Raw genomic sequence first — 25,956 nt, forward strand, 5'->3', positions numbered from 1 at the left:
GGCCTGACGCCCCGCCATGTCCACCCCCGCCGCGCAACTCGCTCCCCGCGCCTTGTATGAGGAGGTGGCGGAGCACCTGCGCCAGCGCATCTTCAACCGCCAGCTCGAGCCTGGCGCCTGGGTGGACGAGCTCAAGCTCTGCCAGGAACTCGGCATCAGCCGCACCCCGCTGCGCGAGGCGCTCAAAGTATTGGCCACCGAAGGGCTCGTCACCATGAAGGTGCGGCGCGGCGCGTACGTGACCGAGATGAGCGAACGCGATGTGCGCGAGGCCTACCAGCTGCTCGCCCTGCTGGAGAGTGACGGCGCGGCCAGCCTGGCCGCCAAGGCCAGCGCGGACCAGATCGCCGAGCTGGACGCCCTGCACGCTGACCTGGAGCGCGAGTACCCGCAGCGCGACGGCTTCTTCGCCGCCAACGAGCGCTTCCACCTGCGCCTGCTGGAGATGGAAGACAACCGCTGGCGCCAGCAGATCGTGACCGATCTGCGCCGGCTGATGAAACTGAACCGCCACCACTCCCTGTTCCAGCAGGGCCGCTTGGCGGAATCGCTGGCGGAGCACCGCCAGCTGATGGAGGCGCTGCGGCAGCGCAATGCGGACGCCGTACGCAGCACCATGCTCACGCATTTCCGAAACGGACTTCGCGCCGCCGAAGGCCCGGTGCCGGGCACCCCGGCACTGCCTCCTTCTTAAGAACGAGGTCGCCCCGCCCCAACCCGCAAAGAGGCGGTGAATGCGCCGCACTGCGTGGAAGACTGGGCAAACCAGCATCCTTTTCCTGGTGCTGGCGGCCGAAAGCCCTACTAGGATCCCCCTCAAATGAGGGTCCGATGGCCTTGATGCCGGCCTGGAACGAGGGGTTCGCTGTACCGACCTACTGGTTTGTACGGGGATGAACCAGAAACCTTTAGAAACTACTAAAGGTCCGTCCGGGGCGTCCGATAAGCCGAGAACGACCACTGCCATTCGGTAGCCGCAGGCCTGTATTTGCAATCAGGCTGTTGCGGCCTCTTGAGAAAAGAACGATGCCAACTGCGAGATCCAAAGCGAAAGCCGGCTGGCCATCCAGGGGATGGACATGACCGACCGCCCATCGCATCTTTCTTTCTGCACACCCCTGCCCCAAGCAGCGGTGTGCATTGGCATTGCTGAACTGCTGGTTTTCCTTTGCCGCCAGCCCAAGCGGGACGCCGCCTGGGCCTCTGAACTTTTGAGCAAGTGAGCGCACCATGGCATCTCTGATCACCGGCCTGACCACAGACCAAATCGCCGGTCTGACGACCACCATCCTGTCGCGCCTCACCACCGAGGACTGGGCGGCCTTCAACACCGAGCAGGTCCAGGCGCTCACCACCGAGCAGGTGGGTTCGCTTACCAGCTTCGCGTTCCGCTACCTGAACACCGAGCAGTTCGCGGCCTTCCAGACGGAAGATCTGCAGAAGATCAGCACCACCTCCGTGGCCTCGCTGCGCACGGACATGCTGAACGCGCTGGGCACCGAGCAGTTCGGCGCCTTCACGTCCACGCAGCTGCGCTCGCTGACGACCACGCAGATCCGCAACCTCGAAACCGAGGATGTGGCGGCGCTGAGTTCGGACCAGCTGACGGCGCTGCTGACCAGCCAGACCCGTGCGCTGACCACCGAACAACTGGTCTCGCTGAGCACCGAGTCGCTGAACGCCTTCAGCAGCACGCAGTTCGGCGCCTTCACCTCGACCCAGATCAAGTCCTTCACCACCGAGCAGGTCTCGGCCCTGGAGTCTGGCGACCTGCGCGCGCTGGGTTCGGGCGGCTTCCGGGCCCTGAGCAGCGAGCAGGTCGGCGCACTGAGCACCGACAGCATCGTGGCCCTGACGACCCAGCAGATGGGGGCGCTGACCACGGGCCAGGCGGTGGGTCTGACGACCGAGCAAGTGGCCGCCATTGCCACCGATGACCTGCGGGCCATCACCACCAGCACGCTGCGCGGGCTCGATACCGCCCAGATCGGCGCGCTGGATACCGCCCAGATGGGCGCCCTGCTGACCACCCAGGTGCGCGCGCTGACGACCGAGCAGGTCAACAGCCTGACCACCGAGGACTTCACCGGCCTGACCTCGGTGCAGTTCGCCGCCCTGTCCACCACCCAGGTCTCCGCCTTCAGCACCGAGCAGGTCGCGGCCATCGAGACCGATGACCTGCGGGCGCTGGGCACCTCGGGCTTCCGGGTGCTGAGCAGCGAGCAGATCTCGGCCCTGTCCACCGAAAGCATCGTCGCCATCAGCACCTCGCAGGCCGGTGTGCTGACCTCGCAGCAGGCCACCGGCCTGCGCACGGACCAGGTTGCCGCGCTCGCCACGGACGACCTGCGCGCCCTGACCACCTCCACCATCCGCACGCTGAGCACCGATCAGGTCAGCGGGCTGGACAGCGCCCAGGTCGGCTCCCTGACCACCACGCAGGTGCGCACGCTCACCACCGAGCAGCTGACCACCCTGGCCACCGATGAGCTGAACGCACTCAACACCCAGCAATTCGCGGTGTTGAGCACGGTGCAGGTCAAGGCGCTGAGCACCGAGCAGATCAACAACCTGGAATCGGCCGATGTGGCCGCGCTGGGCACCACTGGCATCCGGGCGCTGGCCAGCGACCAGATCGCCGCCCTGAGCACGGAAGGCATCCAGTCCATCAGCACCCAGCAGGCGGCTTCGCTGACCTCGACGCAGGCGGCGGGGCTGAGCACCGAACAGATCTCGGTCATCGCCACCGATGACCTGCGCGCCCTGTCCAGCGCCGCGCTGCGCTCCCTCACGAGCGAGCAGTTCACCGGCTTCGACAGCGCCCAGCTCAGCGTGCTCACCAGCGCCCAGGTGCGCAGCCTGACCACCGAGCAGCTGGCCACCCTGACCAGCGACAGCCTGAACGCCTTTGGCACGGCCCAGTTCGCCGCCCTGAGTTCGGCCCAGTTGCGCGCCCTGTCGACCGACCAGCTCAGCACGCTGGAGTCGGCCGACCTGGTCGCCATCGGCACCGCCGGCATCCGCGTCTTCACCAGCGATCAGATCGGCGCTCTGTCGACCGAGAGCATCGTCGCCCTGACCTCGATGCAGGCCGCATCGCTCACCTCGGCGCAGGTGGCGGGCCTGAGCACCGAGCAGATGGCCGCCATGGCCACCGATGACCTGCGGGCCCTGAACAGCAGCGCGCTGCGCCAGCTCAGCACCGAACAGGTGGCCGCGCTGGACAGCGCCCAGGTGGGCGCCCTCACCACGGCGCAGGTGCGATCCCTGACAACCGAGCAGGTTGCCAGCCTGAGCACCGAAGACCTGAACGCCTTCAGCTCGCAGCAGTTCGCGGCGCTGAGCACCGGCCAGGTGCGCGGCTTCAGCACCGAGCAGGTCGCCAACCTGGAGAGCGAAGACCTGCGTGCCCTGGGCACCGCCGGCCTGCGCGTTTTCACCAGTGAACAGATCGGCGCCCTCAGCACCGACAGCATCGTCGCCCTGACCTCGATGCAGGCGGGCTCGCTGACCTCCGCCCAGGTCGTGGGCCTGAGCACCGACCAGATCGCTGCCTTCGCGACCGATGACCTGCGCGCCCTCAGCAGCTCGGCACTGCGCAACTTCAGCACCGAGCAGATCGGCGCCCTGGACACCGCGCAGATCGGCGCGCTGGCCACGACACAGGTCCGCAACCTGACGACCGAGCAGCTCGTCAGCCTGAGCACCGAGGACCTGAACGCCCTGAGCTCGGCCCAGTTCGCCTCCCTGAGCACCACCCAGATCGGCAAGCTGAGCACCGAACAGGTGGCCGGCCTGGAGACTGAAGACCTGCGCGCCCTGGGCACCGCGGGCTTCCGCGTGCTGAGCAGTGAGCAGATTGCCGCGCTCTCGACCGAGAACATCGTCGCCATCAGCACCAGCCAGGCGGCCGCGCTGAGCTCGAGCCAGGCCACCGGCCTGAGCACCGAGCAGGTCTCCGTGATCGCGACCGATGACCTGCGGGCCATCACCACGACGCCGCTGCGCAACCTGAGCACCGAGCAGATCGGCGGCCTGGACACCGCCCAGATCGGCTCCCTGACGACCCTGCAGGTCCGCTCGCTGACCACGGCGCAGCTGGCCAGCCTGGGCACCGAGGAGCTCAATGCGCTGACCTCGGCCCAGTTCGCTGCGCTCAGCACCACGCAGATTAAGGCGCTCAGCACCGAGCAGGTGGCCGGCCTGGAATCGGATGACCTGCGGGCCATCGGCACCGCGGGCATCCGCGTGTTTGCCAGCGATCAGATTGCCGCCCTGTCCACCGACAGCATCGTCGCCCTGAGCTCGCAGCAGGCTGCGGCCCTGACAACCGCGCAAGTCACCGGCCTGAGCACCGACCAGATGGCGGCGTTCGCCACCGACGATCTGCGTGCCCTGGGCAGTGCGGCTCTTCAAGAGCTCAGCACTGAGCAGATCGCCGCCCTGGACAGCGCTCAGATCGGCTCGCTGACCACGGCCCAGGTGCGCAGCCTGGGTACCGAACAAATCGCGGCGCTGAGCACCGAGGATCTGAACGCCTTCAGCACCTCGCAGTTCGCCGCCATGACGACGACGCAGGTGCGTGGCTTCAGCACCGAGCAGGTGGCCAACCTGGAAAGCGAAGACCTGCGTGCCCTCGGCACGGCCGGTCTGCGCGTCTTCAGCAGCGAGCAGATCGGTGCGCTGAGCACCGACAGCATCGTCGCCCTGAGCTCGATGCAGGCGGCTTCGCTGACCTCCAGCCAGGTGGCGGGCCTGAGCACGGAACAGATTGCGGCCATCGCCACGGATGACCTGCGCGCGCTGAACAGCTCGGCCCTGCGCAACTTCGACACCGAGCAGATCGGCGCCCTGGACACCGCACAGATCGGTGCCCTGAGCACGGTGCAGGTGCGCAATCTGACGACCGAGCAGGTCACCAGCCTGAGCACCGAAGACCTCAATGCCCTCGACTCGGCCCAGTTCGGCGCACTCAACACCGCGCAGATCAAGAGCCTGACGACCGAGCAGGTGGCCGGCCTGCAGACCGAAGACCTGCGCGCCCTGGGCACCGCCGGCTTCCGGGTGCTGAGCAGCGAGCAGATCGCCGCGCTCTCGACCGAGAACATCGTCGCCATCAGCACCAGCCAGGCGGCCGCGCTGAGCTCGACCCAGGCCACCGGCCTGAGCACCGAGCAGGTGTCGGTAATCGCCACGGATGACCTGCGTGCCATCACCACCACGCCGCTGCGCAACTTCAGCACCGATCAGGTGGGCGGCCTGGATACGGCCCAGATCGGCTCCCTGACCACCCTGCAGGTCCGTGCGCTCAGCACCGAGCAGCTGGCCAGCCTCAGTACCGACCGTCTGAATGCGCTGACCTCGGCCCAGTTCGCCGCGCTCAGCACCACGCAGGTCAAGGCGCTGAGCACCGATCAGGTCTCCGCCCTCGAGTCCGATGACCTGCGGGCCATCGGCACCGCCGGCATCCGGGTGTTCGGCAGCGAGCAGATCGCGGCCCTGTCGACCGACAGCATCGTGGCCATCACCACGATGCAGGCGGCCACGCTGACCTCCGCGCAGATCACCGGCCTGGGCACCGACAAGATCGCGGCCCTGGCCACCGATGACCTGCGCGCCCTGAGCAGCTCGGCCCTGCGCGCCTTCAGCACCGAGCAGGTGGCGGCGCTGGACAGTGCCCAGATCGGCGCACTGACCACGGTGCAGGTGCGGGCGCTGTCGACCGAACAGGTTGCCAGCCTGAGCACCGAAGACCTGAATGCCTTCAGTACCACCCAGTTCGCGGCGCTCACCAGTGCCCAGGTGCGCGGCTTCAGCACCGAGCAGGTGGCCAACCTCGAAACCGACGACCTGCGTGCCCTGGGCACGGCCGGCCTGAAGGTGCTCAGCAGCGAGCAGATCGGCGCCTTGAGCACCGAGGGCATCGTGGCGCTGACCTCGATGCAGGCGGCCACGCTCACGTCCAGCCAGATCGAAGGCCTGACGACCGAGCAGGTCGCCGCTCTGGCCACCGATGACCTGCGGGCCCTGACGAGCTCGGCCCTGCGCAATTTCGACACCGAGCAGATCGGGGCGCTGGACACCGCGCAGATCGGCGCCCTGACCACGGCACAGGTCCGCAACCTGACGACGGAACAAGTCGCCAGCCTCAGCACCGAAGACCTCAACGCCCTGAGCACCCTGCAGTTCGCCGCCCTGAGCACCGCTCAGATCAGCGGACTCAGCACCGAACAGGTGGCCGGTCTGGAGACCGACGACCTGCGTGCCCTGGGTTCGGCCGGCGTGCGCGTGCTGAGCAGCGAGCAGATCGCAGCCCTGAGCACCGAAGGCATCGTCGCCCTGAGCAGCCAACAGGCCGCCGCGCTCACCTCGGCTCAAGTGGCCGGACTGAGCACGGAGCAGGTGGCTGCCATCGCGACCGATGACCTGCGTGCCCTCTCGACCTTGGCCTTCAAGTCGCTCAGCACCGAACAGGTGGCGGCGCTCGACTCGGCCCAGGTGGCCAGCCTGAGCACGGCGCAGCTCACCACGATGAGCTCCGAGCAGCTCGGCGCGCTCAGCACCGAGGACATCGTGGCGCTCAGCACCACGCAGTTCGCGTCGCTGACCAGCAAGCAGATGCTGGGCCTGAGCACCGAGCAGGTGGCGGCAATCGCGACCGATGACCTGCGTGCCATCGGCTCGTCCGCCCTGCGCGGCTTGAGCAGCGAGCAGATCAGCGCGCTGGGTACCGATCAGGTCGCCGGCTTCACGACCAGCCAGCTCGGCGCACTGACCAGCACCCAGGTGGTGGGCTTCAGCACCGATGCCCTGCAGGCCCTGAGCACCGACCAGTGGCGCTCGATCAGCAGCAGCTTCATCGGCGCGCTGGGCTCCGACCAGATCGGCGGCCTGGCCACCGATGACCTGCGTGCCCTGAGCACCAGCGGCCTGCGTGCGCTGAGCTCCGAAGACTGGGGCGCCTTCAACAGCGACCAGATGGCAGCCTTCACCAGCAGCCAGCTGAACACGCTGACCAGCGCCCAGATCATCGGCATCAGCAGCGAGGACATCGGCGGCATCAGCACCGACGCCCTGGTCGGCATCAGCACCGCGGCCTTCCGTGCCCTGACGACCGACCAGATGGAAGGCCTGACCAGTGACCAGTTCGCGGCCTTCAGCACCACGCAGATCAGCGTGATGACGACGGCACAGATCGTGGGCCTGGATTCCGGTGACGTGTCCGCGCTGACGACCGACCAGGTGCGGGCCTTCACCACCAGCCAGCTGAGCAGCATGACGACCGAGGACTTCGCCGGCTTCGGCAGCGAAGACATCGCGGCCTTCGTGACGGCGCAGATCCGCGGCATAACGACCGATCAGATCGTCAGCATGACCACCGATCAGATCGTGGGCTTCGAGACGGCAGACCTGGCGGCGATGAACATGTCGCAAGTGCTGGCCTTCTCGACGGAGCAGAAGGATGCGATGACCACGGAGCAGACCAACGCCCTGTTCCTGGCCACGCCGATCATGCTCGACCTGGATGGCGACGGGATCAAGACCACGGCCGCCGCGGGCGGGGTGAACTTCGACCTGTTCGGTGACGGCAAGACGGCCCAGTGGGGTTGGGCGGCCGGCGGTGACGGCTTCCTGGTGATGGACCGCAACGCGGACGGCCTGATCAACAACGGCCGCGAACTGTTCGGCTCCGGCACGCGCCTGGAAGACGGCAGCCGGGCGGCGGATGGCTATGCCGCCCTGCGCGAGCTCGACACGGATCGCGACGGTGACGTCGACGGCAACGACGCCGCATTCGGCCAGCTCAAGGTCTGGGTGGACGCCGACCATGACGGCCAAACCGACGCGGGCGAGTTGAAGTCGCTGGCGGATCTGGGCATCGCCAGCTTCGATCTCAATGCCGCCAAGGGCACGGAGGTCGACAACGGCAACCTGATCGGCCTGGTGTCAAGCTACACCAAGACCGATGGCAGCCAGTCCACGATGGCCGACGTCTGGTTCGCGAAGGACCGCGAGGCGCCGCCGGCAGGCGAGCTGCTGGCACCGGCGACCGATGCGGTCCCGCTGCCGGGGGCCGGTGCGGGCGAAGGCGCTGCGCCGGATCCGACCGGAGCCGCGGCCGCAGCCACGTCAAGGCCAGCGGAAGACCTGCCGCCGATCGTTCCGCCGCTGCACAAGCAGTTGGACGACGACGAGCTGAACCGACCGCCCACGCCGCTGTTCTAAGCGCACCCCAGCGCACCCTTTGCGCGACGCCGGGCCCACACCCTGGGCCCGGCCCCGAACCCCCGCCTCGGCGGGGTTTCTTTTTTTCCGCGCCCGCGCAGGAAAGCCGGGTCAACCCGGGGCGCTTCGGAGCCTTGAGGCCGTCAGGGCGTCTGCACAATGCGCCCGATGAACGGCAGCGCGGCAAGCAAGACCTTGTGCATCGAGGGGTGGCGGGGTATCAACCACTCGATCGGCATGGTCAACCAGAACCAGATCCTGGAGTGGCTGAAGCTGCCGGGCTGGCAGCTCTACCACCGCGACGCGCCCTACTTCCTGCCGCACTGGAGCCGCAGCAGCTTGAGCGCCGGCTTCAGCGCCGAGGAGCAGGCCCTGATCGACGCCGTGCCGCCGCCGCCCGAAGGGCAGCTGCTGGATGGCTGCTACCGCATCGCCTCACCGATCCGCCTGGGCCGGCCCGGCAGCGCGCGCCGCACGGGCACCTTCGTCGTCACCGAGGTGGGCGACCTCGCCTTCGAGCCCGAGCCGCTGGACACCGACCTGCTGACCCAGGGCGACGATTTCGTCGTCACCCCCAGCCACTGGGCGCGTGAACGCCTGGTGGAGCGCGGCTTCAAGGCCGAGGCCATCCGGGTGGTGCCGCATGGCTACAAGACCGATGTGTTCCAGCCGCTCAGCCCGGCCGAGCGGCTCGAGGCGCGACAGCGCGTCGGCATCGCCGCGCACGAGATCGTGCTCTGCAACGTCGGCGTCAGCACCTGGAACAAAGGTGTCGAACTGGCGGTGCTGGGCTATGTGCAACTGCGCAGCGAGGGTTTCCCGGTGCGCCTGATCCTGAAGGACCACAAGGGCCTGTATGGCCTGGGCGTGGAGCGGGTGATGGGCGAGCTGATGCAGCGCGAGCCCCTGCTGCAGCGCGCCGACATCCAGGCCGGCATCCTGGTCATCTCCAGCAGCCTGAACCTGCACCAGCTGCGCAGCCTCTACGGCCTGGCCGATGCCTATGTCTCGCCCTACCGTGCCGAGGGCTTCAACCTGCCGGTGCTCGAAGCCATGGGCTGCGGCACCTGGGTGATCGTGACCGGCGGCGGCGCCACCGACGACTTCGTGCCGCCCGCCCTGGGCCACCGCCTGGCCAGCCGCCCCGGCCGCCTGGCCAATGCCCCGGCCGGCCAGGGCCGCTTCATGGCGCCGGAGGTCGAGGACCTGGTGCAGGCCCTGCGCACCGTGGCCGAAGGGCGGGTGCCGCGCGGCCCCGAGCAGGAGGCCGCGCGCCAGGCCCTGGCCGAGCGCTACAACTGGGGCCGCGTCACGGCCGAACTGGCGGCGCTGTTCTGATGCCTTCGCTCAGCTTCACCCTCCCAAACGAATCCCTCGGCTTTGTCGAGGCCATGCACCTGCGCTTTCCCCCGGCGCAGCTGGATGCCGTGCTGGACCTCTCCGTCTGGGCCAGCCGGGCCCTGCACCCGCAGGCCTGGGAGCCGCTGCGCTGCCGGGTGGAGCGCAGCCTGGAAGGCTGGGTGGCGCGCCTGAGCCGACCGGAGAACTTCCACCAGTTCCGCGTGGAACTGCACCACCAGGGCCCGGTGCAGCCCGAGGCCCTGCTGCAGACCCTGCAGCCCACGCCGCTGGAGCTGCTGAAGCCGCAGCTGCAGGGCAAGCACATCGTCTTCCTGGGCTGCGCGCGCCAATGCGTGGCGCAGGTCGACCCCAGCATCGACCGCGTGGCCGAACTGGGCGCGCTGTTCGGACGCTGGCAGCTGCTGGTGTTCGAGAACGACTCCACCGACGGCACGCCCGAGCGCGTGGCGCAGCGCGCCGCCAGCCTGCCGATCGAGCTCCTGCAGCAGCCCGGCCTGGCCGCCGCCCTGCCCCAGCGCACCCTGCGCCTGGCGCTGGCACGCAACCGCCTGCTCGACCGCGCCCGTGCGCTCCAGCCCGACTACATCTGCTGGCTGGACATGGACGGCCTGGCCGGCCCGGGCCAGCCCAGCACCGAATCCTTCCTAAGCAATTTCCAGTTCGAACCCTGCTGGGACGCGGTGTTCCCGGTCAATGCCGGCCCCTATTACGACATCTGGGCGCTGCGCCACCCGGTGCTCTGCGATTACGACTTCATGCAGCAGGGCGCGGTGATGGACGCCGCGCTGGGTCTGCCGCTGGCGCGCCACTTCGCGGCCAGCCATCTGCAGGTGGACTGGCGCCAGCTGCAAGGGTGGCTGCCGGTGGATTCCGCCTTCGGCGGCATGGGGCTCTACAAGGCCGCCGCACTGGACGGCGCGCGCTACAACGGCTGGGCTGAGGGCCGCGAGACCTGCGAGCACGTGCCCTTCCACGCCGCGCTGCGTGCCGCCGGGCGCCGGCTCTACCTGAACCCGCAATTCGTCGTGGCCTCGCACGGATGAGCGCGCTGCTGATCGACCCCCGTGACGGCCGCCGCATCGAGGTCGGTGCCGACGAGAGCCTGCTCGCCGCCGCCCTGCGCCAGGGCTGGAACGTGGCCTACAGCTGCCGCACCGGACGCTGCAGCAGCTGCCGCGCGCGCGTGGTGGCGGGCGAGACGCGCGCCCTGCAGCCCGAGCTGGGCCTGAGCGCCGCCGAGGCCGCCGAGGGCCTGGTGCTGAGCTGCGTGCGCACCGCCTGCGGCGAGGTGCAGGTGGAGCTGCCGCTGCTGCGCGGCCCTGCCCTGCCCCCGGCGCGGCTCTGGCCTTGCCGCATCGCCAGCCTGGAGCGCCTGGCCGAGGACGTGCTGCGCGTGCAGCTGCGCCTGCCACCCAGCGCCGCCTGGCGCCATGAGGCCGGCCAGTTCGTCGACCTGATCGGCCCGCAGGGCCTGCAGCGCAGCTACTCGCTGGCCAACGCCAACGGTTCGCTGCTGGAGCTGCACATCCGCCGCGTGCCCGAGGGGCAGTTCAGCGCCTGGTGGTTCGAGCAGGCCAAACCCAACGACCTGCTGCGCCTGAACGGCCCGCTCGGCACCTTCGTGCTGCGCGAGCTGGAGGGGCAGGACCTGATCCTGCTGGCCACCGGCACCGGCTACGCCCCGGTGCAGGCCATGTTGCAGGCGCTGGACACCTTGCCGGCCGTGCAGCAGCCGCGCTCCGTCACGCTCTACTGGGGCGGCCGCCAGCCGGCCGATCTGTACGTGGAGCCTGCCTGCACGCACCCGCGCTGGCGTTACGTACCGGTGCTGTCGCGCGCGGGCTCGGATTGGGGCGGCCCACGCGGCCATGTACAGCAAGTGCTGCTGGCCGATGCCCCGGACTGGGCGCACTGCACCGTCTATGCCTGCGGCAACCCGGCCATGGTGGACGGTGCGCGCGCGCAACTCACGGCGGCCGGCCTGCCGTCGGACCAATTCCATGCCGATGCCTTCGTGCCCTCGGCGCCAAGGAGTGCCACCCCATGAAAGCCGTCATCCTGGCCGGAGGCCTGGGCTCGCGCCTGAGCGAGGAAACCACCCTGCGCCCCAAACCGATGGTGGAGATCGGCGGCCGGCCAATGCTCTGGCACATCATGAAGCTCTACTCCCACCACGGGGTGAACGACTTCATCATCTGCTGTGGCTACAAGGGCTATGTGATCAAGGAGTACTTCGCCAACTACTTCCTGCACATGAGCGACGTCACCTTCGACATGCGCAGCAACCGCATGGACGTGCACCAGCACCGCGCCGAGCCCTGGACGGTGACCCTGGTGGACACCGGCGAGGACTCGATGACCGGCGGCCGCCTGCGCCGCGTGGCGCGCTACCTGCAGAACGACGAGGCCTTCTGCTTCACCTATGGCGACGGCGTGGGTGATGTGGACATCAGCGCCACGATCGACTACCACCGCCAGCACGGCAAGCTCGCCACCCTGACCGCCACCACCCCGCCAGGCCGCTTCGGCGCGCTGGAACTGCGCGAGGGCCGCGTGGCCAGCTTCCGCGAAAAGCCGCAGGGCGATGGCGCCGTCATCAACGGCGGCTTCTTCGTTCTCTCGCCCAAGGTGATCGACCTGATCGAAGCCGACCACACGATCTGGGAGCAGGAACCGCTGCAGCGCCTGGCCGCCCAAGGCGAGTTGATGGCGCATGAACACAAGGGCTTCTGGCTGCCGATGGACACCCTGCGCGACAAGCAGCAACTCGAAGAGCTCTGGGCCAGCGGCCGCGCGCCCTGGAAGGTCTGGGCATGAACGCCAACTTCTGGGCCGGCCGGCGCGTGCTGCTGACTGGCCACACCGGCTTCAAGGGCGGCTGGCTGGCGCTGTGGCTGCAGCAGCTCGGCGCCGAGGTGCATGGCCTGGCGCTGGACCCGCCCACCGAGCCCTGCCTGTTCGAGGCCGCCCAGGTGGCCCAGGGTCTGGCCAGCGACAACCGCGTGGACCTGCGCGACGCCGCTGCCGTGCTGCGCACGGTGCGGGCCTGCCAACCGGAGCTGGTGCTGCACCTAGCCGCCCAGCCGCTGGTGCGCGCCTCCTACGCCGACCCAGTGGGCACCTACGCCACCAATGTGATGGGCACTTTGCACCTGCTCGAAGCGGTGCGCCACACGCCCAGCGTGCGCGCGGTGCTCAACGTCACCACCGACAAGTGCTACGAGAACCGCGAATGGCCCTGGGGCTACCGCGAGAACGAGGCCATGGGCGGCCATGACCCCTACAGCAGCTCCAAGGCCTGCAGCGAGCTGCTCAGTGCGGCCTATCGGAACAGCTTCCTGGCCGAGCACGGCGTGGCCCTGGCCACCGCGCGTGCCGGCAATGTGATCGGCGGCGGCGACTGGGCGGCCGACCGCCTGGTGCCGGACCTGCTGCGCGCCTTCGAGCGTGGCGAGCCCGCGCTGATCCGCCGCCCCGCCGCCGTGCGGCCCTGGCAGCATGTGATCGAACCCCTGAGCGGCTACCTGCGGCTGGCCGAACGCCTGCTGCAGGATGGTCAGGGCGTGGCCGAGGGCTGGAACTTCGGCCCCGAGGACCGCGACGCCCGCACCGTGGGCTGGATCGTCGAACACCTGGCCGCGCTCTGGGGGCCGGAGGCCCGCTGGACCCTGGAAACCGAAGGCCACCCGCATGAGGCCCATACCCTCAAGCTCGACATCTCCAAGGCCCGCGAAGGCCTGAACTGGCGGCCCCGCTGGGGCTTGCAGCAGGCCTTGCAGCGCACCGTGGAATGGCATAAAGCCTGGCGGGGCGGCGCCGATGTGCGCGCCCTGTGCCTGCAGCAGATTGACGAACACCAACGCACCCATGACGAGCTCTCCTGAAGCCCTGCGCGCGCAGATCGCCACCCTGGTGCGCCAGTACGCCGAAATCGCCCACGCCCCCAAACCCTTTGTGCCGGGGGAATCGCCGGTGCCGGTCTCTGGCAAGGTCATCGGCGCACGCGAGCTGGAGCTGATGGTCGAGGCCTCGCTGGACGGCTGGCTCACCACCGGCCGCTTCAACGCCCTGTTCGAGCGCAAGCTGGCCGAGTTCTTGGGCGTGCAGCACCTGATCACGGTGAACTCGGGCTCGTCGGCCAATCTGGTCGCCTTCTCCACGCTGACCTCGCCCAAGCTCGGCGCGCGCGCCATCCAGCCGGGCGATGAAGTGATCGGCGTGGCCGCGGGCTTCCCCACCACCGTCAACCCGATCCTGCAGTTCGGCGCTGTGCCGGTCTTCGTGGACGTGGACCTGGCCACGCACAACATCGACGCCAGCCTGATCGAGGCGGCCATCACACCCCGGACCAAGGCCATCATGCTGGCCCACAGCCTGGGCAACCCCTTCAACCTGGATGTGGTGACGGCCCTGTGCAAGAAGCATGGCCTGTGGCTGGTCGAGGACTGCTGCGACGCCCTGGGCGCCACCTACCGCGGCCAGCTGGTCGGCACCTTTGGCGACATCGGCACGCTGAGCTTCTACCCCGCCCACCACATCACCATGGGCGAAGGCGGCGCGGTGTTCACGAACAACCCTGAGCTGCGCCTGATCGCTGAATCCTTCCGCGACTGGGGCCGCGACTGCTACTGCGCCCCCGGCAAGGACAACACCTGCAACAAGCGCTTCTGCTGGAAGCTCGGCCAGCTGCCCGAGGGCTACGACCACAAGTACACCTACTCGCACCTCGGCTACAACCTCAAGATCACCGACATGCAGGCCGCCTGCGCGCTGGCCCAGCTGGAGCGCCTGCCCGAGTTCATCGCCACCCGCCGCCGCAACTTCGCCTGGCTGAAGGAACGCCTGCAAAGCTGCGCCGAATTCCTGCACCTGCCCGAGGCCACGCCGCAAAGCGAGCCCTCCTGGTTCGGCTTCCCGCTGGTGCTGAAGCCCGAGAGCGGCATCAAGCGCCTGGATCTGCTGAACTACTTGGAGCAGCACAAGATCGGCACGCGCCTGCTATTCGCTGGCAACCTGACGCGCCAGCCCTACATGATCGGCCGCAACTTCCGCGTCAGCGGCAGCCTCACGAATACCGATGTGGTGATGAACCAGACCTTCTGGCTGGGCGTCTACCCGGGCCTGGGTGAAGAGCAACTGGAGTTCATGGCGGCGCGGCTGGAAGAGTTCCTCGGGGTGGGCTTCTGAGCATGCACACCGAGGCGCTCGCCCTGCCCGGCTGCCAGCTGGTGCATCTGGACCGCTTCGAGGACGCGCGCGGCTGCTTCGTCAAGACCTACCAGCGCGCCGCCTTTGAGGCCGCCGGCATGGAGCCGCTGGAGGGCGAGAGCTTCTACACCGTCTCGCGCCAGGGCGTGCTGCGCGGCATGCACTTCCAGATACCCCCGGCCCAGCACGCCAAGCTGGTGCACTGCCAGGCTGGCCGGGTGCTGGATGTGTTCATTGACCTGCGCCGCGGCTCGCCGCACTACGGCCAGCACCAGGCCATCGAATTGAGTGGCGACACCGGCCTGGCGCTCTACCTGCCCGCCGGCATCGCGCATGGCTTTCTCACGCTCTCCGAACAGGCCTGCATGAGCTACCAGGTCTCCAGCCCGCACAGCCCGGCGCACGACGCCGGCATCCGCTGGGACAGCTTCGGCTTTGACTGGCCGATCGCGCAGCCGGTGCTTTCGGAGCGCGACCAGCGCCATCCCGCGCTGGCCGATTTCGATTCGCCCTTCGCATGAAGGCCCTGATCACCGGCGCCTCCGGCTTCGTGGCCACCGAACTGGCCGCGCAGCTCAGCCGCGCCGGGCACCGCTGCTTCGGCCTGAGCAGCGGCAGCCGGCCGCTCGCCCACCCCGAGCATTTCGAGCAGGTGCTGCCCTTCGAGCCCGATCGCCTGGCCGAGCAGCTAACCACACTGCAGCCCGATCTGGTGTTCCACACCGCCACCCGCTTCGTGGCCGAGCACCAGGCGCAGGACCTGCAGCCGGTGCTGGAAGCCAATGTGCTGTTCGGCTGCCAGCTGCTCGAAGCCATGCGCCAGGCCGGTGTGCGCCGGCTCGTCAACTGCTCCAGCCACTGGGTGCACTTTGAAGGCGCCGCGCCGCGGCCCTCGAACTTCTATGCGCTGAGCAAGCAGATGTTCGAAAACGCGCTGGCTTACTACGGTGACGCCTTCGGCATCGGCAGCACCACGCTGATCCTCGGCGACAGCTACGGCCCGGCCGACCCGCGCGGCAAGCTGGTCAGCGCCCTCATCGACGCCGCCCACAGCGGCCGCGAACTGGCGCTCTCGCCCGGCCAGCAGGTTCTCAGCCTGACCCATGTCTGCGATGTCGCTGCCGCCTTGCAAGTCGCTGGCGAGCGCCAGCTGCAAGCCAGCGAGCCGCTGCGCGAGCAGTTCACCGTCAGCGGCGAGCTCATTCGCCTGGTCGACCTGATCGAGGTCGTGCAAGCAGCCACCGGTCGCCCCCTCCACGCCCGGCTCGGCGCGCGCCCCTACCGCTTCCGCGAGGTGATGCAACCCAGCCTGAACGCCGCCCCGCCCCTGCCCGGCTGGCAGGCCCGCATCCCGCTGCGGGACGGCCTGCGCGAGCTGGCCGCCCTCACCCAAGCCCCGGCGCCATGACCCTGCCCATCACCCTGATCGGCATCGACACCGATCCCGTCTCCCGCACCCTGACCCGCTACGCGCTGGAGCGCACGCGCGAGTGCCTGGACGTGCAAGAGATCCTGTTCTTCGGTGCCGAGCCCCTGCACATCGGCGAGCGCTTCGTGCGCATCGAGCGCTTCCCCTCGATCGACGCCTACAGCGAGTTCGTGCTCAAGTGCCTGTGGCCCTTCATCCGCACCGACTACATCATGATCGTCCACTGGGACGGCTTCGCCACCCGGCCCGAGCTCTGGCAGGACCGCTTCCTGGACTACGACTACATCGGCGCGCCGTGGATCTGGGGCGACGAAAACCGCCGCGTCGGCAACGGCGGCTTTTGCATCCGCAGCAAGAAGCTGCTGCTGGAATGCGCCGATGTGCGCGTGCGCCGCCACCCAGAAATTGAAGGCGGCGGCGGGGCCGAGGACGTGGTGATCTGCAAGCTCTACGGCGCCCATTTCGAAAGCCGCGGCCTGCGCTTTGCGCCCATTGAGGTGGCACGTGAGTTCGCGCTGGAATACGGCGACGAGCGCGAGACCTTTGGCTTCCACGGCCCCTGGGTGATGCCGCTGCGCCTGGACGAATCCGTGCTCCTGAAGTACCAAAGCACCCTGCTGGCCAAGCTGAAGAACGCCGAGGTCAAGCCCCAGGTGCTGGCCAATTGCCGCGCGCGCGGCTACATGCGCTTTGCCGCCGCCCTCGAAGCCGCCTGAGGACCGCCCCGCCATGACCCAGCTCAGCCTGATCACCCATGTCTACAACGCCCAGGCCGCCGTGGACCGCCAGGTGGCCGGCTGGCGCCAATTGCCGGCCGAGCTGCGCGCCGAGCTGGAGTTCATCGTCGTCGACGACTTTTCGGATCAGCCGCTGACGGTAGACCGCGGCGACCTCAACCTGCGCCTCTTCCGGGTCGACGACGACATCCCCTGGAACATGCCCGGCTGCCGCAACCTGGCCGCCCTGCAGTCCGACTCGCCCTGGCTGCTGTACTTCGATGTCGACAACGTGCTGGCCCCGGCGGACCTGGCTCGCCTGGTGGGCGTGCTGGGCCGCCTGAACCCGCGCACGCTGTACGTGTTCCGCCGCGTCTTCCAGGGCCAGGAGCTGGAGCCGCACATCAACAGCTTCCTGATCCGCCGCCAGGGCTTCTTCCGCACCGGCGGCTACGACGAAGACTTCTCCGGCCACTACGGCTTCGAGGACGTGCTGTTCCGCCAGCTCTGGCGCCAGCAGGTCGGCCCCGAGGTGCTGCTCACCGACATGGCCTTCGAGCAGATGGAGCTGCAGACGCAGGGCATGAGCCGCGACACGAAGCGCAACCAGGCGCTGATTCAGTACAAGGCGGCGATCGGGTGGCCGAAGGCGAAGAACCTGGTGCGTTTTGGCTGGACCGAGGTGGGGGCCGCGCCCGTCAGCACTTAAGTCCGCACCAGGCCCAGCGTCTGCAACTGCGCGCGCAGCTCCGCGGCGCTGGACCACGGCAGGATGGGTGAATTGCCGCGCTCGTCCGGCGGCTGGTCGGGCAGGCGCTCGGACCAGCCGCCGCAGCCCACCAGGGGCAGCAGCGGGCGGCGGTGCAGCCAGGCCAGGCAGACCTCGGAGATCGTGCCCGCCCGGCCGCCGATGACGATGCAGGCATCGCCCGAAAGCGCCATCAGCAGGTTGCGCGCATCGCCCATGCCGCAGGGCACCACCACGGTGGCGGGCCAGTCGGGCTCGGGCATGGTGCCCTGCGGCACGATGCTGAGCACGGTGCCGCCGGCCTCCACCGCCCGCTGGGCGGCCACGCGGGTGGCAGGGCTGCCGCAGCCGCTGACGACGGTGATGCCCAGCGCGGCCAGCAGCGCACCGGCCTCGGCGGCGCGCTCGTAGGCCGGGGAACCGGGTTCGGCACTGCCGAGTACGCTGACCTGGGGGGCACGGAAGGGGAGTGGCATCGGTCTGGTTCCTGAAGCTTGGGGAAGGCGACGGCCAGCTTGCCAGAGGCGGCAGCGCCAGCCTTTCGGCATGCCGAACCGGCCCCTGTGCCCGGGGATGGCGGCCTACGACAATCCCCCCATGCAGTTCGACGACATCGCCCAGGCGCTCGACGCCCTGGGCGCCCGCCCCCTCCACCGCGCCCGTGTGCTGCGCCATTGGCTGCAGGCCATCCCGCTCACGCAAGGCCGCCGGCCGCTGGACCAATTCCTGCCCAAGCCCCTGTTCGAGGCCCTGCCCGCCCTGATGGCCGAGTGGCAGGGCCTGGTGCAGCTGCACACGCGCGAGCCGGCCGGCGATGGCTCCGAGCGCCTGCTGCTGACGCTGCGCGACGGCCAGTCGGTCGAGGCCGTGCTGCTGCCTGAGCGCAGCAAGGCCTGGGGCCTGTGTGTCTCCAGCCAGGTGGGCTGCGCGGTGGGCTGCGGCTTTTGCATGACGGGCACCGGCGGCCTGATCCGCCAGCTCGGGAGCGCCGAGATCCTGGCTCAGGTGGCGCTGGCGCGCACGCTGCGGCCGGTGAACAAGGTGGTCTTCATGGGCATGGGCGAGCCCTCGCACAACCTCGAGGTGGTGCTGCAGGCCATCCAGGTGCTGGGCCAGGAAGGCGGCATCGGCCACAAGAACCTGGTGTTCAGCACGGTGGGCGACGAGCGCGCCTTCGAGCGCCTGGCGCAAGGCGTGGTGAAGCCGGCGCTGGCGCTTTCGCTGCACACCACCAAGGCCGAGCTGCGCGAACAGCTGCTGCCGCGCGCGCCGCGCCTGAGCCCGCAGTGGCTGGTGGAGCAGGCCGAGGCCTACGCGCGCGCCAGCGGCTACCCGGTGCAGTACCAGTGGACGCTGCTGGACGGCGTGAACGACGAAGAAGAGGACGCCATCGTCGAGCTGCTGACCGGCCGCTTCGGGGTGCTGAACCTGATCCCCTACAACCAGGTCGAGGGCCTGCCCTTCCGCCGCCCCGACCCCGAGAAGAGCCGCGCCCTGCTGCGCCGCCTGCACCAGCGCGGCATCCTGACCAAGCTGCGCGATTCCGCCGGCCAGGATGTGGAGGGCGGCTGCGGCCAGCTGCGCGCGCGCATCCAGGCCGAGCGGCCCGTCAAATTTCAGAGGACAAAGTCGAGCGCCGTGTCGCCTTCGACCTGAGCGTGGGCGCCAAAGCGGCGCTCGTGCACCCACAGGCGCAGGCCCGCGGCCGTGCGTTCGGCCAGCACCACGGTGCTGCAGCGCGTGCCATAGACCCCCTGGCCATCGGGCCCGGCGATGTGCACGAAGGCGCTGGAGAGCTGGCGCTCGCGCAGCCGGCCCACGCCGGTGTCGGACAGCTCGGCATCGGGCGCGGGCTGGCGGTCGGCCAGGGCGGCGAGCAAGGCTTCCAGCAGGCGCGCCGGTTCGGGCTCGGTCTGCAAGGCCTGCTCCAGCTGTCCGCGCAGGCGCTGCAGCTTGGGCCAGGGCGTGTTCAGCGCGGCGTTGGAAAGCCCATGCAGCCCCGGCGCCAGCGCCCCGCCCTCGGCGCGGTTGCTGAGCCAATGCGCCTGGCCGGCCGGCAGGTCGGCCCAGAGCAGGTTGAAGCCGGCCCGCGGCACCTGGCGCAGTTCGTCCAGCGCCTGGGCGGGCCGTTGCAGCGCCTCCAGCACCAGCTCACCACGCGAGCGTGCAGCGGGCGGCGGCGCCACCTGGGGTTCGCGCACATTGGTCACCAGCGCCAGGCGGCCGCTGCGGTGCAGGGCCAGCCAACTGCCGCCGGCCTGCAGGTCGCGCCCGCCCAGCAGCGGGGTGTCAACCCACCAGCCCAGCGGCGCGCTGGGGCGGGCATGGAACTCGTCGCGGTTGGCGGCCAGCACCCAGGGGTAGCGGGGGTGGCAGGTCAGGGCGAAGGCGGCCAGGCACATGTTTCGGCGCGCCGGTGTCAGGCCGCGGGCCGCAGCGGCAGGTAGACGCGGAACTCGGCGCCCTCGCCGGGCCGGCTGTCCACCTCGATGCGGCCGCCATGCTTGTCGACGATGCGGCGCACGATGTCCAGCCCGAGCCCGCTGCCCTCGCCACTGGCCTTGGTGGTGAAGAAGGGTTCGAAGATGCGCTGGTGCAACTCGGGCGGGATGCCCGGACCGCTGTCGCGGATGCGCACCAGCAGGTGCTCGCCCTGCAGGCCCAGCCCGAGCTCCAGCCGGCCGCGGTCCTGCATGGCCTGCAGCGCGTTGTGGATCAGATTGGTCCAGACCTGGTTGAGCTCATCGGGCCAGCAATGCAGCGGCGGCACGGGCTCGAAGTGGCGCACCAGCTCCACGCCGCGCTTGATGCGGTTGTGATACAGGGTCAGCACGGTCTCAAGGCCCTCGCGCACATCGGCCAGCACGCGCGGCGCCTCGCCGCTCACGCGGGAATAGCTCTTCAGCGCGAACACGATCTTGGCCACCTGCTCCACCGCCGTGTTGATGTTCTGCGCGCCACTGAGCAGGGTGGCCAGGGCGGCCGCGCTGTCCAGCACATGGGCGGCCAGCGGGTGGCGGCACAGCGGCAGCACGGGCCCCAGCTCCAGCGCGGGGTTGATCTGCACCAGGCGCCCGGCCATCCAGTGGCTGCTGGCCACGCCCTCGGCCTGCAGCGCCGCGGCCAGCTCGCGCACGCGCTGGCGTTCGGCGCGCGTGCTTTCCAGGGGCCGGGCCTGGCGCACCTGGCCCACCAGGTCCAGGTACGCCTGCAGCGTGGCCGCATCCAGCTGGCGCAGCAAGTCGGGCAGGCCGCTCAGCCATTGGTCCAGCGCCATGGCCATGGCATTGCCGCTGCTCTTGACGGCGGCGATCGGGGTGTTGATCTCGTGCGCCACGCTGGCCACCAGCTGGCCCAGCAGGGCCATCTTTTCGGACTGCAGCAGCTGGCTCTGAGTGCGGCGCAGGCCCTCCAAAGCCTGCTCGGCGGTTTCCTTGGCGGCCAGGGTGGCGGCCTCGCGGCCGGCCAGCAGGTCCAGGTTGTCCTGCAGGGCACGCGCCAGGTCACCGATCTCGTTGCGGCCCAGCGCCGGCAGGCGCGTGTGCGGCGCCGCCTTGCTGGCTTCGATGGCATCGAGCAGCTGGCGCAGGCGCCGCACGATGAAGAGGTTGGCGTAGATGAGCACCCCCACCACGCCCAGCGCCATGGCCGCGAACGCGAATACCGAGACGGCGCGCTGGCGGCGGATCAGGCTGCCGAGGTCCGACCCCAGCGCGCGCACCGAGGCCTGGGTGCTTTGGTTGAAGCTGGCGGCTGTGGCCAGGAAACGGTCCGACAGCGAGCCGTTGACGGACAGCCGGGTCTCTTGCAGATAGGAGAGGCGCACCTGCTCCAGGCGCAGACGCAACGGGTTTTCGGCCGCGCCCAGCAGGGCCAGCAGCTCGTGGGCACGCTGCCGGAAGCCGGCCGGCAGCCCCTGGTTCGGCAGGCTGCGGTCCAGGGCCTGCACTTCGGCGCTCACCCGCGTCAGCAGTGCCTGCAATTCGACGGGATCGCCGAGCTGCGCGCCCGTCACCGTGGCCACGCTCAGCTCGAACAGGCGCTGGCGCACGCGCAGCACGGCCAGTGGCGCCCCGGGCCCGTCGTCCTGGCTGAGCTGCTGGCGCAGGCTCTCCAGGCGCCGCGTGGCGCCGGCCTGGCTCTGCTCCAGCACCAGGCGGCGGCGCGCAATCTGCTGCAGCTGCGCGATGTTGCTGCGCAGATTGCCCAGAAAGCCCTGCAGGGTGCGCAGCTCGGGGTCGGCGTTGCCGGCCGCGCTCAGGGCCTGCAGGGTCTTGGTCAGGTCGTTCAGGTCCTGCTCCAGCCGCACGCCGGCGCTGTCGATGGCGGCTTCCGAGCCGGCCCGGGTCAGCGTGGGCACCTGGGCCACGACGTTCTGCGCCTGCGTGGCCATGCGCTGCGAAAGCTCGAAGCGGTTCAGGTCCACGCCGGTGATGCGCGTCAGGGCCGTCTCCACCTGGCCCAGCGCATGCAGCAGCACCAGGGCGATCACGGCCGCCAGGCTGGCGATCAGCAGCAGGATGGTGAGCAGCTGGGCGCGCAGGCCCAGGGGGTGCAGATCGAAGCGGGGCGGGCGCACGGCGGGGTCGGTCAGCGACAGCTCGGCTGCTCGCCCACGCTGCGGTTGAGCTCGCGCATGAAGCCCCAGTCGCGCCGGTAGTCCGCCGCGCGGAAGCGCGAACCCGACTGCAGCACATGGTCCGGGCCGTCGTAGGCCACCAGGGCCTTGCGCAATTGCTCCACCAGCTGCGGGTGCAGGCGGTGGCTCACGCCCCAGGGCGAGTGCGGCAGCAGGGGCGAGGTGTAGATCACGCGCAGGCTGTCGGGGTCCAGCAGCTTCTGGCGCAGCAGGTCGGTGCGCACGGCGCTGCCCACGGCCGCGGCCTCGTACAGGCCATTGGCGACGCCCATGATGGAGTTGTCATGCCGGCCGCTGAAGTTGACCTGGTACTCGCGCCCGGCGCGCATGCGGAACTCACGCTCCAGCAAGGCGCGCGGCAGCTTGTAGCCGCTGGCCGAGCGCTCGTCCACCAGGGTCAGGGTGCGCGCCTTCAGGTCTTCCACGCGGCGCAGCGGCGAGTCCGCCGGCACGACGATTTCCATGCGGTAGCCGGCCAGCTCGCCATCGGGCTCAATCGGCTGCGCGATCGGCACGTAGCCGCCGCACACCACCTCCTGCTCCACCGAGCCGGTGTGCACGTTCAGCAGGTGCACGCGCTGGGCGTGGAAGGCGGTGATGAGGTCGGCGTAATCCCGCGCAATGAAATAGCTGACGCGACGCTGCAGCTGGCGCTCCAGGTGCTGGCGAAAGGGTTCGGCACGGGCGGCGCGGGCGGTCATGTCCGAGGTCGGCACATCGGCCATCACCAGCGGGTCGGGGTCGATCCATTGGCGCGGGTCCGCCGGGGCGTCGGCCTGCAGGTCGCCGTTGGCATCGCACAGGCCGGGCCCGAGCCGGGCGGCGGGCGGGCAGTCGGCGCCCTGCACGCCCAGCGGGGCCAAGCCCAGCGCCAGCAGCGTGCGGCGCGTCAGCGCTTCAGGCCTCATGGCTGACCCGGTTGCGGCCCTCGTGCTTGCTGCGGTACAGCGCCGCGTCGGCACGCGCCAGCAGGGCCGGCACCTCATCGCTGGGCCGCAGGGTGGCCACGCCGAAGCTGCTGGTCTTGTGGCCTACCACCGGAAAGGCATGCGCCGCAATGCTCTCGCGCAGCTTCTCCGCCAGGGCCAGCGCGCCGGCCGGGCCGGTGTCAGGGCAGAGGATCAGGAACTCCTCGCCGCCCCAGCGCCCCACCAGATCGGTGCCCCGCACCCCCTGGCGCAGCAGGTGCGCGAGCTCCGTCAGCACCTGATCGCCCACCGGGTGGCCGTGCTCGTCGTTCACGCGCTTGAAGTGATCGATGTCCAGCAGGATCAGCGCCAGCGCATGCTCGGCGCGGCCGGAGCGCCGCCATTCCTGCTCCAGCGCCTCGTCCAGCCGGCGGCGGTTGGCCAGGCCGGTCAGCGCATCGGTGCTGGAGAGCCTCTGCAGCTCCCGGTTCGCCGTCTCCAGCTGCGCCGTGCGCTCGGCCACCTTGGCTTCCAGTTCGCGGTTCAGGCGCAAGAGCTCGGCATTGCGCAGGGCCAGCTCGCGGCCCTGGCGGTAGGCGTGGCGTGCGGTCTGCAGCGTCAGCACCAGGTCTTCGTTGTCGAAGGGCTTCTCGATGAAGCGGTACAGCGCCGCCTCGTTGATCGAGCGCTTCACGCCTTCCAGATCACTTTGCCCGGTCAGCATCACGTTCAGCGTGTGCGGCCAGCGCTGGTGCACCTGCACCAGCAGCTCGTCGCCGCGCATGCCGGGCATGATGAAGTCCGACAGCAGTACGCTGCAGGCCAGGCCCTCGGCGTCGAGCTCCTCCAGGATTTCGAGCGCCTCGGCCCCGCTCTCGGCAATCTCGACCCGCGTGCCCGGCTCCAGCCGCGCCACCAGCAGGCTGCGCAGGCTGCGCAGCACGGTGTGGTCGTCATCCACACAGAGCACCACATCGCTGGTCATTGCATCCCCCTCCGGCACCACTGTGCCCCAGGGCCTGCGGCAGCATGCCGATGGAAACCCTAGCCATTTCGACGTGCCGGCCGCCGGCCGCCACGTTCAAATGGGCGGCTCGGAATCCACCCATGAACTTACTCGCCCCGCTTGCCACCCTGATGCTTGGCGCCAGCCTCGGCGCCCAGGCCGGCTGTTCGCGCCCGCTGGAGGTGCCGGTCGCCCCGATCGGCCTGATGGTCACGGTGGATCAGGGCCAGATCGGCGGTGCCTTCGTCGAGCTGCTGCAGGAGGTGGGCCGTGCCCGGGGCTGCCAGTTCCTCTTCGAGGCCGTGCCGCGCGCCCGCCAGGAAATGCTGTTCCTGGCGCGCCGCGCTGACGTGATGCTGCCGGCCCAGCGCACCGAACGCCGCGACCCCTTCGGCCAGCATGTGGCCCTGCTGCAGGTGCGCCCCACCCTGGTGGCGCTGCGGCCGCTGCCCGCGGCCGTGCAGAACCGCGCCAGCCTGCTGAAGGACAGCAATCTGCGCGTGGTGGTGCTGCGCGGCGTGGACAACGGCACCGCCTACCTGGAACTGCTGGAGCAACTGCGCGCCCAGGGCCGGCTGGTGGTGGAGGCCGACACCGGCGGCGTGGTGCGCGCGCTGCGCGAAGGCCTGGCGGATGCGGCGCTGATGAACCCCGTCATCGTGCAGGGCCAGCTGATGCAGATGCCCGAGCTGCGCGGCTTGCAGAGCCAGCTGCAGGCCCAGCCCCTGCAGGACCTGGACTGGCACCCCAGCGGCTTCTACTTGTCGCTGGAGCGGCTGCCCGAGGCCGACCGGCAGCTGCTGGCACAGGCCCTGGGCGCCCTGCCGGCCCGCCAGCGCCTGTGGCAGCTCCTGCGCGAGCGCTACCGCGGCAGCCTGCTGGAGGCCGGCTATCGTCCGCTGCCCGAACCGCTCACTCCATGAAGCTCTGGCCCGCCCTGTTCCTGCTGACCGCACTGCCGCAGTCCGTGCTGGCCGGCTGCTCGCGGCCCATCCAGGTGCCGGTGGGGCCGGTGGGGCTGAGCGTGGTCGTTGAGGGCGACCAGATCAGCGGCGCCTATCCGCTGCTGCTGCAGCAGCTCGGCGCCGCCCAGGGCTGCCGCTTCGTGTTCCAGCCCGTGCCGCGCGCCCGCCTGGAGCGGCTGTTCGAGACCGGTGCGGCCGACCTGATCGTGCCCGCCACCCACTCCGAGCGGCGCGACGCCTACGGCGAGTTCGTGCCCCTGATCCTCAGCCGCGCAGCCGCGGTCTCCCTGCAGTTCCCGCGCCCGCCGCTGCGCTCCGCGGCCGAGCTGCTGGCGCGCAAGGAATTGCGCGTGGTGGTGGTGCGCGGCTTCGATTTCGGCGCGCCCTACCAGCGCCTGGTGGAGCAGCTGCGTGAACAGGGTCGCTTGCAACAGGAAGCGGATGTAAGCACCCTGCTGCGCGCACTGCAGCAAGGCCATGCCGACCTGGCCGTTCTGGCCCCGACCAACATCTACGGCGTGGCGCCCCCCGGTGGCAAGTCCCTGGACGCCCACCTGCGCGTGGAGCCGCTGGACGACCTGCCCTGGCGCGAGGCCGGCATTTACCTTTCGAAGCAATCGCTCAGCCCGGCCGACCGCGACCTGCTGCGCCAGATGCTGCAGGAGGCCGAACGCAGCGGCGCCGTCTGGCGCGCCCTGAGCCTGGCTTACCCGCCGCAGGCGCTCGATGGCGCCATGAGGGCGCGTTAG

Annotated in this window: 20 protein-coding genes; 15 read left to right on the top strand and 5 right to left on the bottom strand. The window is 69.8% G+C overall.

What is annotated here, in order from left to right:
* The first annotated feature begins 16 nt into the window (after window positions 1-16).
* The 12 genes from I7X39_RS05690 to I7X39_RS05745 all read left to right on the top strand — a co-directional run bounded on the left by I7X39_RS05690 (window position 17) and on the right by I7X39_RS05745 (window position 17,650).
* On the top strand, window positions 17-694 hold the full coding sequence (locus I7X39_RS05690) for a GntR family transcriptional regulator (RefSeq protein WP_198110014.1): 678 nt from the start codon (window positions 17-19) through the stop codon (window positions 692-694).
* 536 nt (window positions 695-1,230) lie between these two features.
* Entirely contained in the window at window positions 1,231-8,226 is a 6,996-nt protein-coding gene (locus I7X39_RS05695; RefSeq protein ID WP_198110015.1) for an SPM autocatalytic domain-containing protein, read from the top strand.
* A gap of 168 nt (window positions 8,227-8,394) precedes the next feature.
* Window positions 8,395-9,564 (top strand): glycosyltransferase family 4 protein, encoded by a 1,170-nt coding sequence (locus tag I7X39_RS05700; RefSeq protein WP_198110016.1) that lies wholly within the window; start codon window positions 8,395-8,397, stop codon window positions 9,562-9,564.
* A complete protein-coding gene (locus I7X39_RS05705; RefSeq protein WP_198110017.1) occupies window positions 9,564-10,631 on the top strand; it encodes a glycosyltransferase family protein in 1,068 nt (355 codons plus the stop codon). The genes I7X39_RS05700 and I7X39_RS05705 overlap by 1 nt, the downstream gene beginning before the upstream one ends.
* A complete protein-coding gene (locus I7X39_RS05710; protein WP_198110018.1) occupies window positions 10,628-11,635 on the top strand; it encodes a 2Fe-2S iron-sulfur cluster-binding protein in 1,008 nt (335 codons plus the stop codon). The genes I7X39_RS05705 and I7X39_RS05710 overlap by 4 nt, the downstream gene beginning before the upstream one ends.
* Window positions 11,632-12,405 carry a glucose-1-phosphate cytidylyltransferase gene (gene rfbF / locus I7X39_RS05715; protein ID WP_198110019.1) on the top strand — a complete coding sequence of 258 codons (774 nt, stop codon included), beginning with the start codon at window positions 11,632-11,634 and terminating at the stop codon, window positions 12,403-12,405. The genes I7X39_RS05710 and rfbF overlap by 4 nt, the downstream gene beginning before the upstream one ends.
* Entirely contained in the window at window positions 12,402-13,472 is a 1,071-nt protein-coding gene (rfbG, locus tag I7X39_RS05720; RefSeq protein WP_198110020.1) for a CDP-glucose 4,6-dehydratase, read from the top strand. Before rfbF ends, rfbG begins: the two co-directional genes overlap by 4 nt.
* Window positions 13,456-14,775: a lipopolysaccharide biosynthesis protein RfbH gene (rfbH, locus tag I7X39_RS05725; protein ID WP_198110021.1), complete on the top strand. Its 1,320-nt coding sequence runs from the start codon at window positions 13,456-13,458 to the stop codon at window positions 14,773-14,775. Before rfbG ends, rfbH begins: the two co-directional genes overlap by 17 nt.
* A 2-nt stretch (window positions 14,776-14,777) precedes the next feature.
* Window positions 14,778-15,317: a dTDP-4-dehydrorhamnose 3,5-epimerase gene (rfbC, locus tag I7X39_RS05730; RefSeq protein WP_198110022.1), complete on the top strand. Its 540-nt coding sequence runs from the start codon at window positions 14,778-14,780 to the stop codon at window positions 15,315-15,317.
* A complete protein-coding gene (locus I7X39_RS05735; RefSeq protein ID WP_198110023.1) occupies window positions 15,314-16,204 on the top strand; it encodes an NAD-dependent epimerase/dehydratase family protein in 891 nt (296 codons plus the stop codon). Before rfbC ends, I7X39_RS05735 begins: the two co-directional genes overlap by 4 nt.
* Window positions 16,201-16,941 (top strand): DUF5672 family protein, encoded by a 741-nt coding sequence (locus I7X39_RS05740; protein ID WP_198110024.1) that lies wholly within the window; start codon window positions 16,201-16,203, stop codon window positions 16,939-16,941. The genes I7X39_RS05735 and I7X39_RS05740 overlap by 4 nt, the downstream gene beginning before the upstream one ends.
* Window positions 16,942-16,954: 13 nt before the next feature.
* Window positions 16,955-17,650 carry a glycosyltransferase family 2 protein gene (locus tag I7X39_RS05745; RefSeq protein WP_198110025.1) on the top strand — a complete coding sequence of 232 codons (696 nt, stop codon included), beginning with the start codon at window positions 16,955-16,957 and terminating at the stop codon, window positions 17,648-17,650.
* Here I7X39_RS05745 and I7X39_RS05750 read toward each other — a convergent pair.
* On the bottom strand, window positions 17,647-18,165 hold the full coding sequence (locus tag I7X39_RS05750; protein WP_198110026.1) for an SLOG cluster 4 domain-containing protein: 519 nt from the start codon (window positions 18,163-18,165) through the stop codon (window positions 17,647-17,649). The genes I7X39_RS05745 and I7X39_RS05750 overlap by 4 nt on opposite strands.
* A gap of 121 nt (window positions 18,166-18,286) precedes the next feature.
* Here I7X39_RS05750 and I7X39_RS05755 point away from each other — a divergent pair, with 121 nt between their 5' ends.
* Entirely contained in the window at window positions 18,287-19,345 is a 1,059-nt protein-coding gene (locus I7X39_RS05755; protein ID WP_198110027.1) for an RNA methyltransferase, read from the top strand.
* Here I7X39_RS05755 and I7X39_RS05760 read toward each other — a convergent pair.
* Genes I7X39_RS05760 through I7X39_RS05775 form a run of 4 tightly spaced genes read right to left on the bottom strand, consistent with a single transcriptional unit; the run spans window position 19,306 to window position 24,221 of the window.
* Window positions 19,306-20,091 (bottom strand): NRDE family protein, encoded by a 786-nt coding sequence (locus I7X39_RS05760; protein ID WP_198110028.1) that lies wholly within the window; start codon window positions 20,089-20,091, stop codon window positions 19,306-19,308. The genes I7X39_RS05755 and I7X39_RS05760 overlap by 40 nt on opposite strands.
* A 17-nt stretch (window positions 20,092-20,108) precedes the next feature.
* A complete protein-coding gene (locus I7X39_RS23800; RefSeq protein ID WP_198110029.1) occupies window positions 20,109-22,268 on the bottom strand; it encodes an ATP-binding protein in 2,160 nt (719 codons plus the stop codon).
* 11 nt (window positions 22,269-22,279) lie between these two features.
* Window positions 22,280-23,236, bottom strand: a complete 957-nt coding sequence (gene phnD / locus I7X39_RS05770; RefSeq protein ID WP_198110030.1) for a phosphate/phosphite/phosphonate ABC transporter substrate-binding protein — start codon at window positions 23,234-23,236, stop codon at window positions 22,280-22,282.
* Window positions 23,226-24,221, bottom strand: a complete 996-nt coding sequence (locus tag I7X39_RS05775; protein ID WP_198110031.1) for a GGDEF domain-containing response regulator — start codon at window positions 24,219-24,221, stop codon at window positions 23,226-23,228. The genes phnD and I7X39_RS05775 overlap by 11 nt, the downstream gene beginning before the upstream one ends.
* Window positions 24,222-24,343: 122 nt before the next feature.
* On the opposite strand from I7X39_RS05775, the gene I7X39_RS05780 reads away from it, so the two are divergent.
* A complete protein-coding gene (locus I7X39_RS05780; RefSeq protein WP_198110032.1) occupies window positions 24,344-25,165 on the top strand; it encodes a substrate-binding periplasmic protein in 822 nt (273 codons plus the stop codon).
* Window positions 25,162-25,956, top strand: coding sequence for a substrate-binding periplasmic protein (locus I7X39_RS05785; protein WP_198110033.1), 795 nt, complete (start codon window positions 25,162-25,164; stop codon window positions 25,954-25,956). The genes I7X39_RS05780 and I7X39_RS05785 overlap by 4 nt, the downstream gene beginning before the upstream one ends.

This window comes from Inhella proteolytica (genome assembly GCF_016093275.1).
Lineage (GTDB): Bacteria > Pseudomonadota > Gammaproteobacteria > Burkholderiales > Burkholderiaceae_C > Inhella > Inhella proteolytica.

What these genes read in the sequence shown, in the direction of transcription:
- I7X39_RS05705 (WP_198110017.1), top strand. Translation starts at nt 9,564, where the DNA reads ATGCCTTCGCTCAGCTTCACCCTCCCAAACGAATCCCTCGGCTTTGTC.
- I7X39_RS05760 (WP_198110028.1), bottom strand. Translation starts at nt 20,091, where the DNA reads ATGTGCCTGGCCGCCTTCGCCCTGACCTGCCACCCCCGCTACCCCTGG.
- I7X39_RS05750 (WP_198110026.1), bottom strand. Translation starts at nt 18,165, where the DNA reads ATGCCACTCCCCTTCCGTGCCCCCCAGGTCAGCGTACTCGGCAGTGCC.
- rfbC (WP_198110022.1), top strand. Translation starts at nt 14,778, where the DNA reads ATGCACACCGAGGCGCTCGCCCTGCCCGGCTGCCAGCTGGTGCATCTG.
- I7X39_RS05785 (WP_198110033.1), top strand. Translation starts at nt 25,162, where the DNA reads ATGAAGCTCTGGCCCGCCCTGTTCCTGCTGACCGCACTGCCGCAGTCC.
- I7X39_RS05775 (WP_198110031.1), bottom strand. Translation starts at nt 24,221, where the DNA reads ATGACCAGCGATGTGGTGCTCTGTGTGGATGACGACCACACCGTGCTG.
- rfbH (WP_198110021.1), top strand. Translation starts at nt 13,456, where the DNA reads ATGACGAGCTCTCCTGAAGCCCTGCGCGCGCAGATCGCCACCCTGGTG.
- I7X39_RS05700 (WP_198110016.1), top strand. Translation starts at nt 8,395, where the DNA reads ATGAACGGCAGCGCGGCAAGCAAGACCTTGTGCATCGAGGGGTGGCGG.
- I7X39_RS05710 (WP_198110018.1), top strand. Translation starts at nt 10,628, where the DNA reads ATGAGCGCGCTGCTGATCGACCCCCGTGACGGCCGCCGCATCGAGGTC.
- I7X39_RS05755 (WP_198110027.1), top strand. Translation starts at nt 18,287, where the DNA reads ATGCAGTTCGACGACATCGCCCAGGCGCTCGACGCCCTGGGCGCCCGC.
- phnD (WP_198110030.1), bottom strand. Translation starts at nt 23,236, where the DNA reads ATGAGGCCTGAAGCGCTGACGCGCCGCACGCTGCTGGCGCTGGGCTTG.
- I7X39_RS05695 (WP_198110015.1), top strand. Translation starts at nt 1,231, where the DNA reads ATGGCATCTCTGATCACCGGCCTGACCACAGACCAAATCGCCGGTCTG.
- I7X39_RS05735 (WP_198110023.1), top strand. Translation starts at nt 15,314, where the DNA reads ATGAAGGCCCTGATCACCGGCGCCTCCGGCTTCGTGGCCACCGAACTG.
- I7X39_RS05745 (WP_198110025.1), top strand. Translation starts at nt 16,955, where the DNA reads ATGACCCAGCTCAGCCTGATCACCCATGTCTACAACGCCCAGGCCGCC.
- rfbF (WP_198110019.1), top strand. Translation starts at nt 11,632, where the DNA reads ATGAAAGCCGTCATCCTGGCCGGAGGCCTGGGCTCGCGCCTGAGCGAG.
- I7X39_RS05780 (WP_198110032.1), top strand. Translation starts at nt 24,344, where the DNA reads ATGAACTTACTCGCCCCGCTTGCCACCCTGATGCTTGGCGCCAGCCTC.
- I7X39_RS05690 (WP_198110014.1), top strand. Translation starts at nt 17, where the DNA reads ATGTCCACCCCCGCCGCGCAACTCGCTCCCCGCGCCTTGTATGAGGAG.
- I7X39_RS05740 (WP_198110024.1), top strand. Translation starts at nt 16,201, where the DNA reads ATGACCCTGCCCATCACCCTGATCGGCATCGACACCGATCCCGTCTCC.
- rfbG (WP_198110020.1), top strand. Translation starts at nt 12,402, where the DNA reads ATGAACGCCAACTTCTGGGCCGGCCGGCGCGTGCTGCTGACTGGCCAC.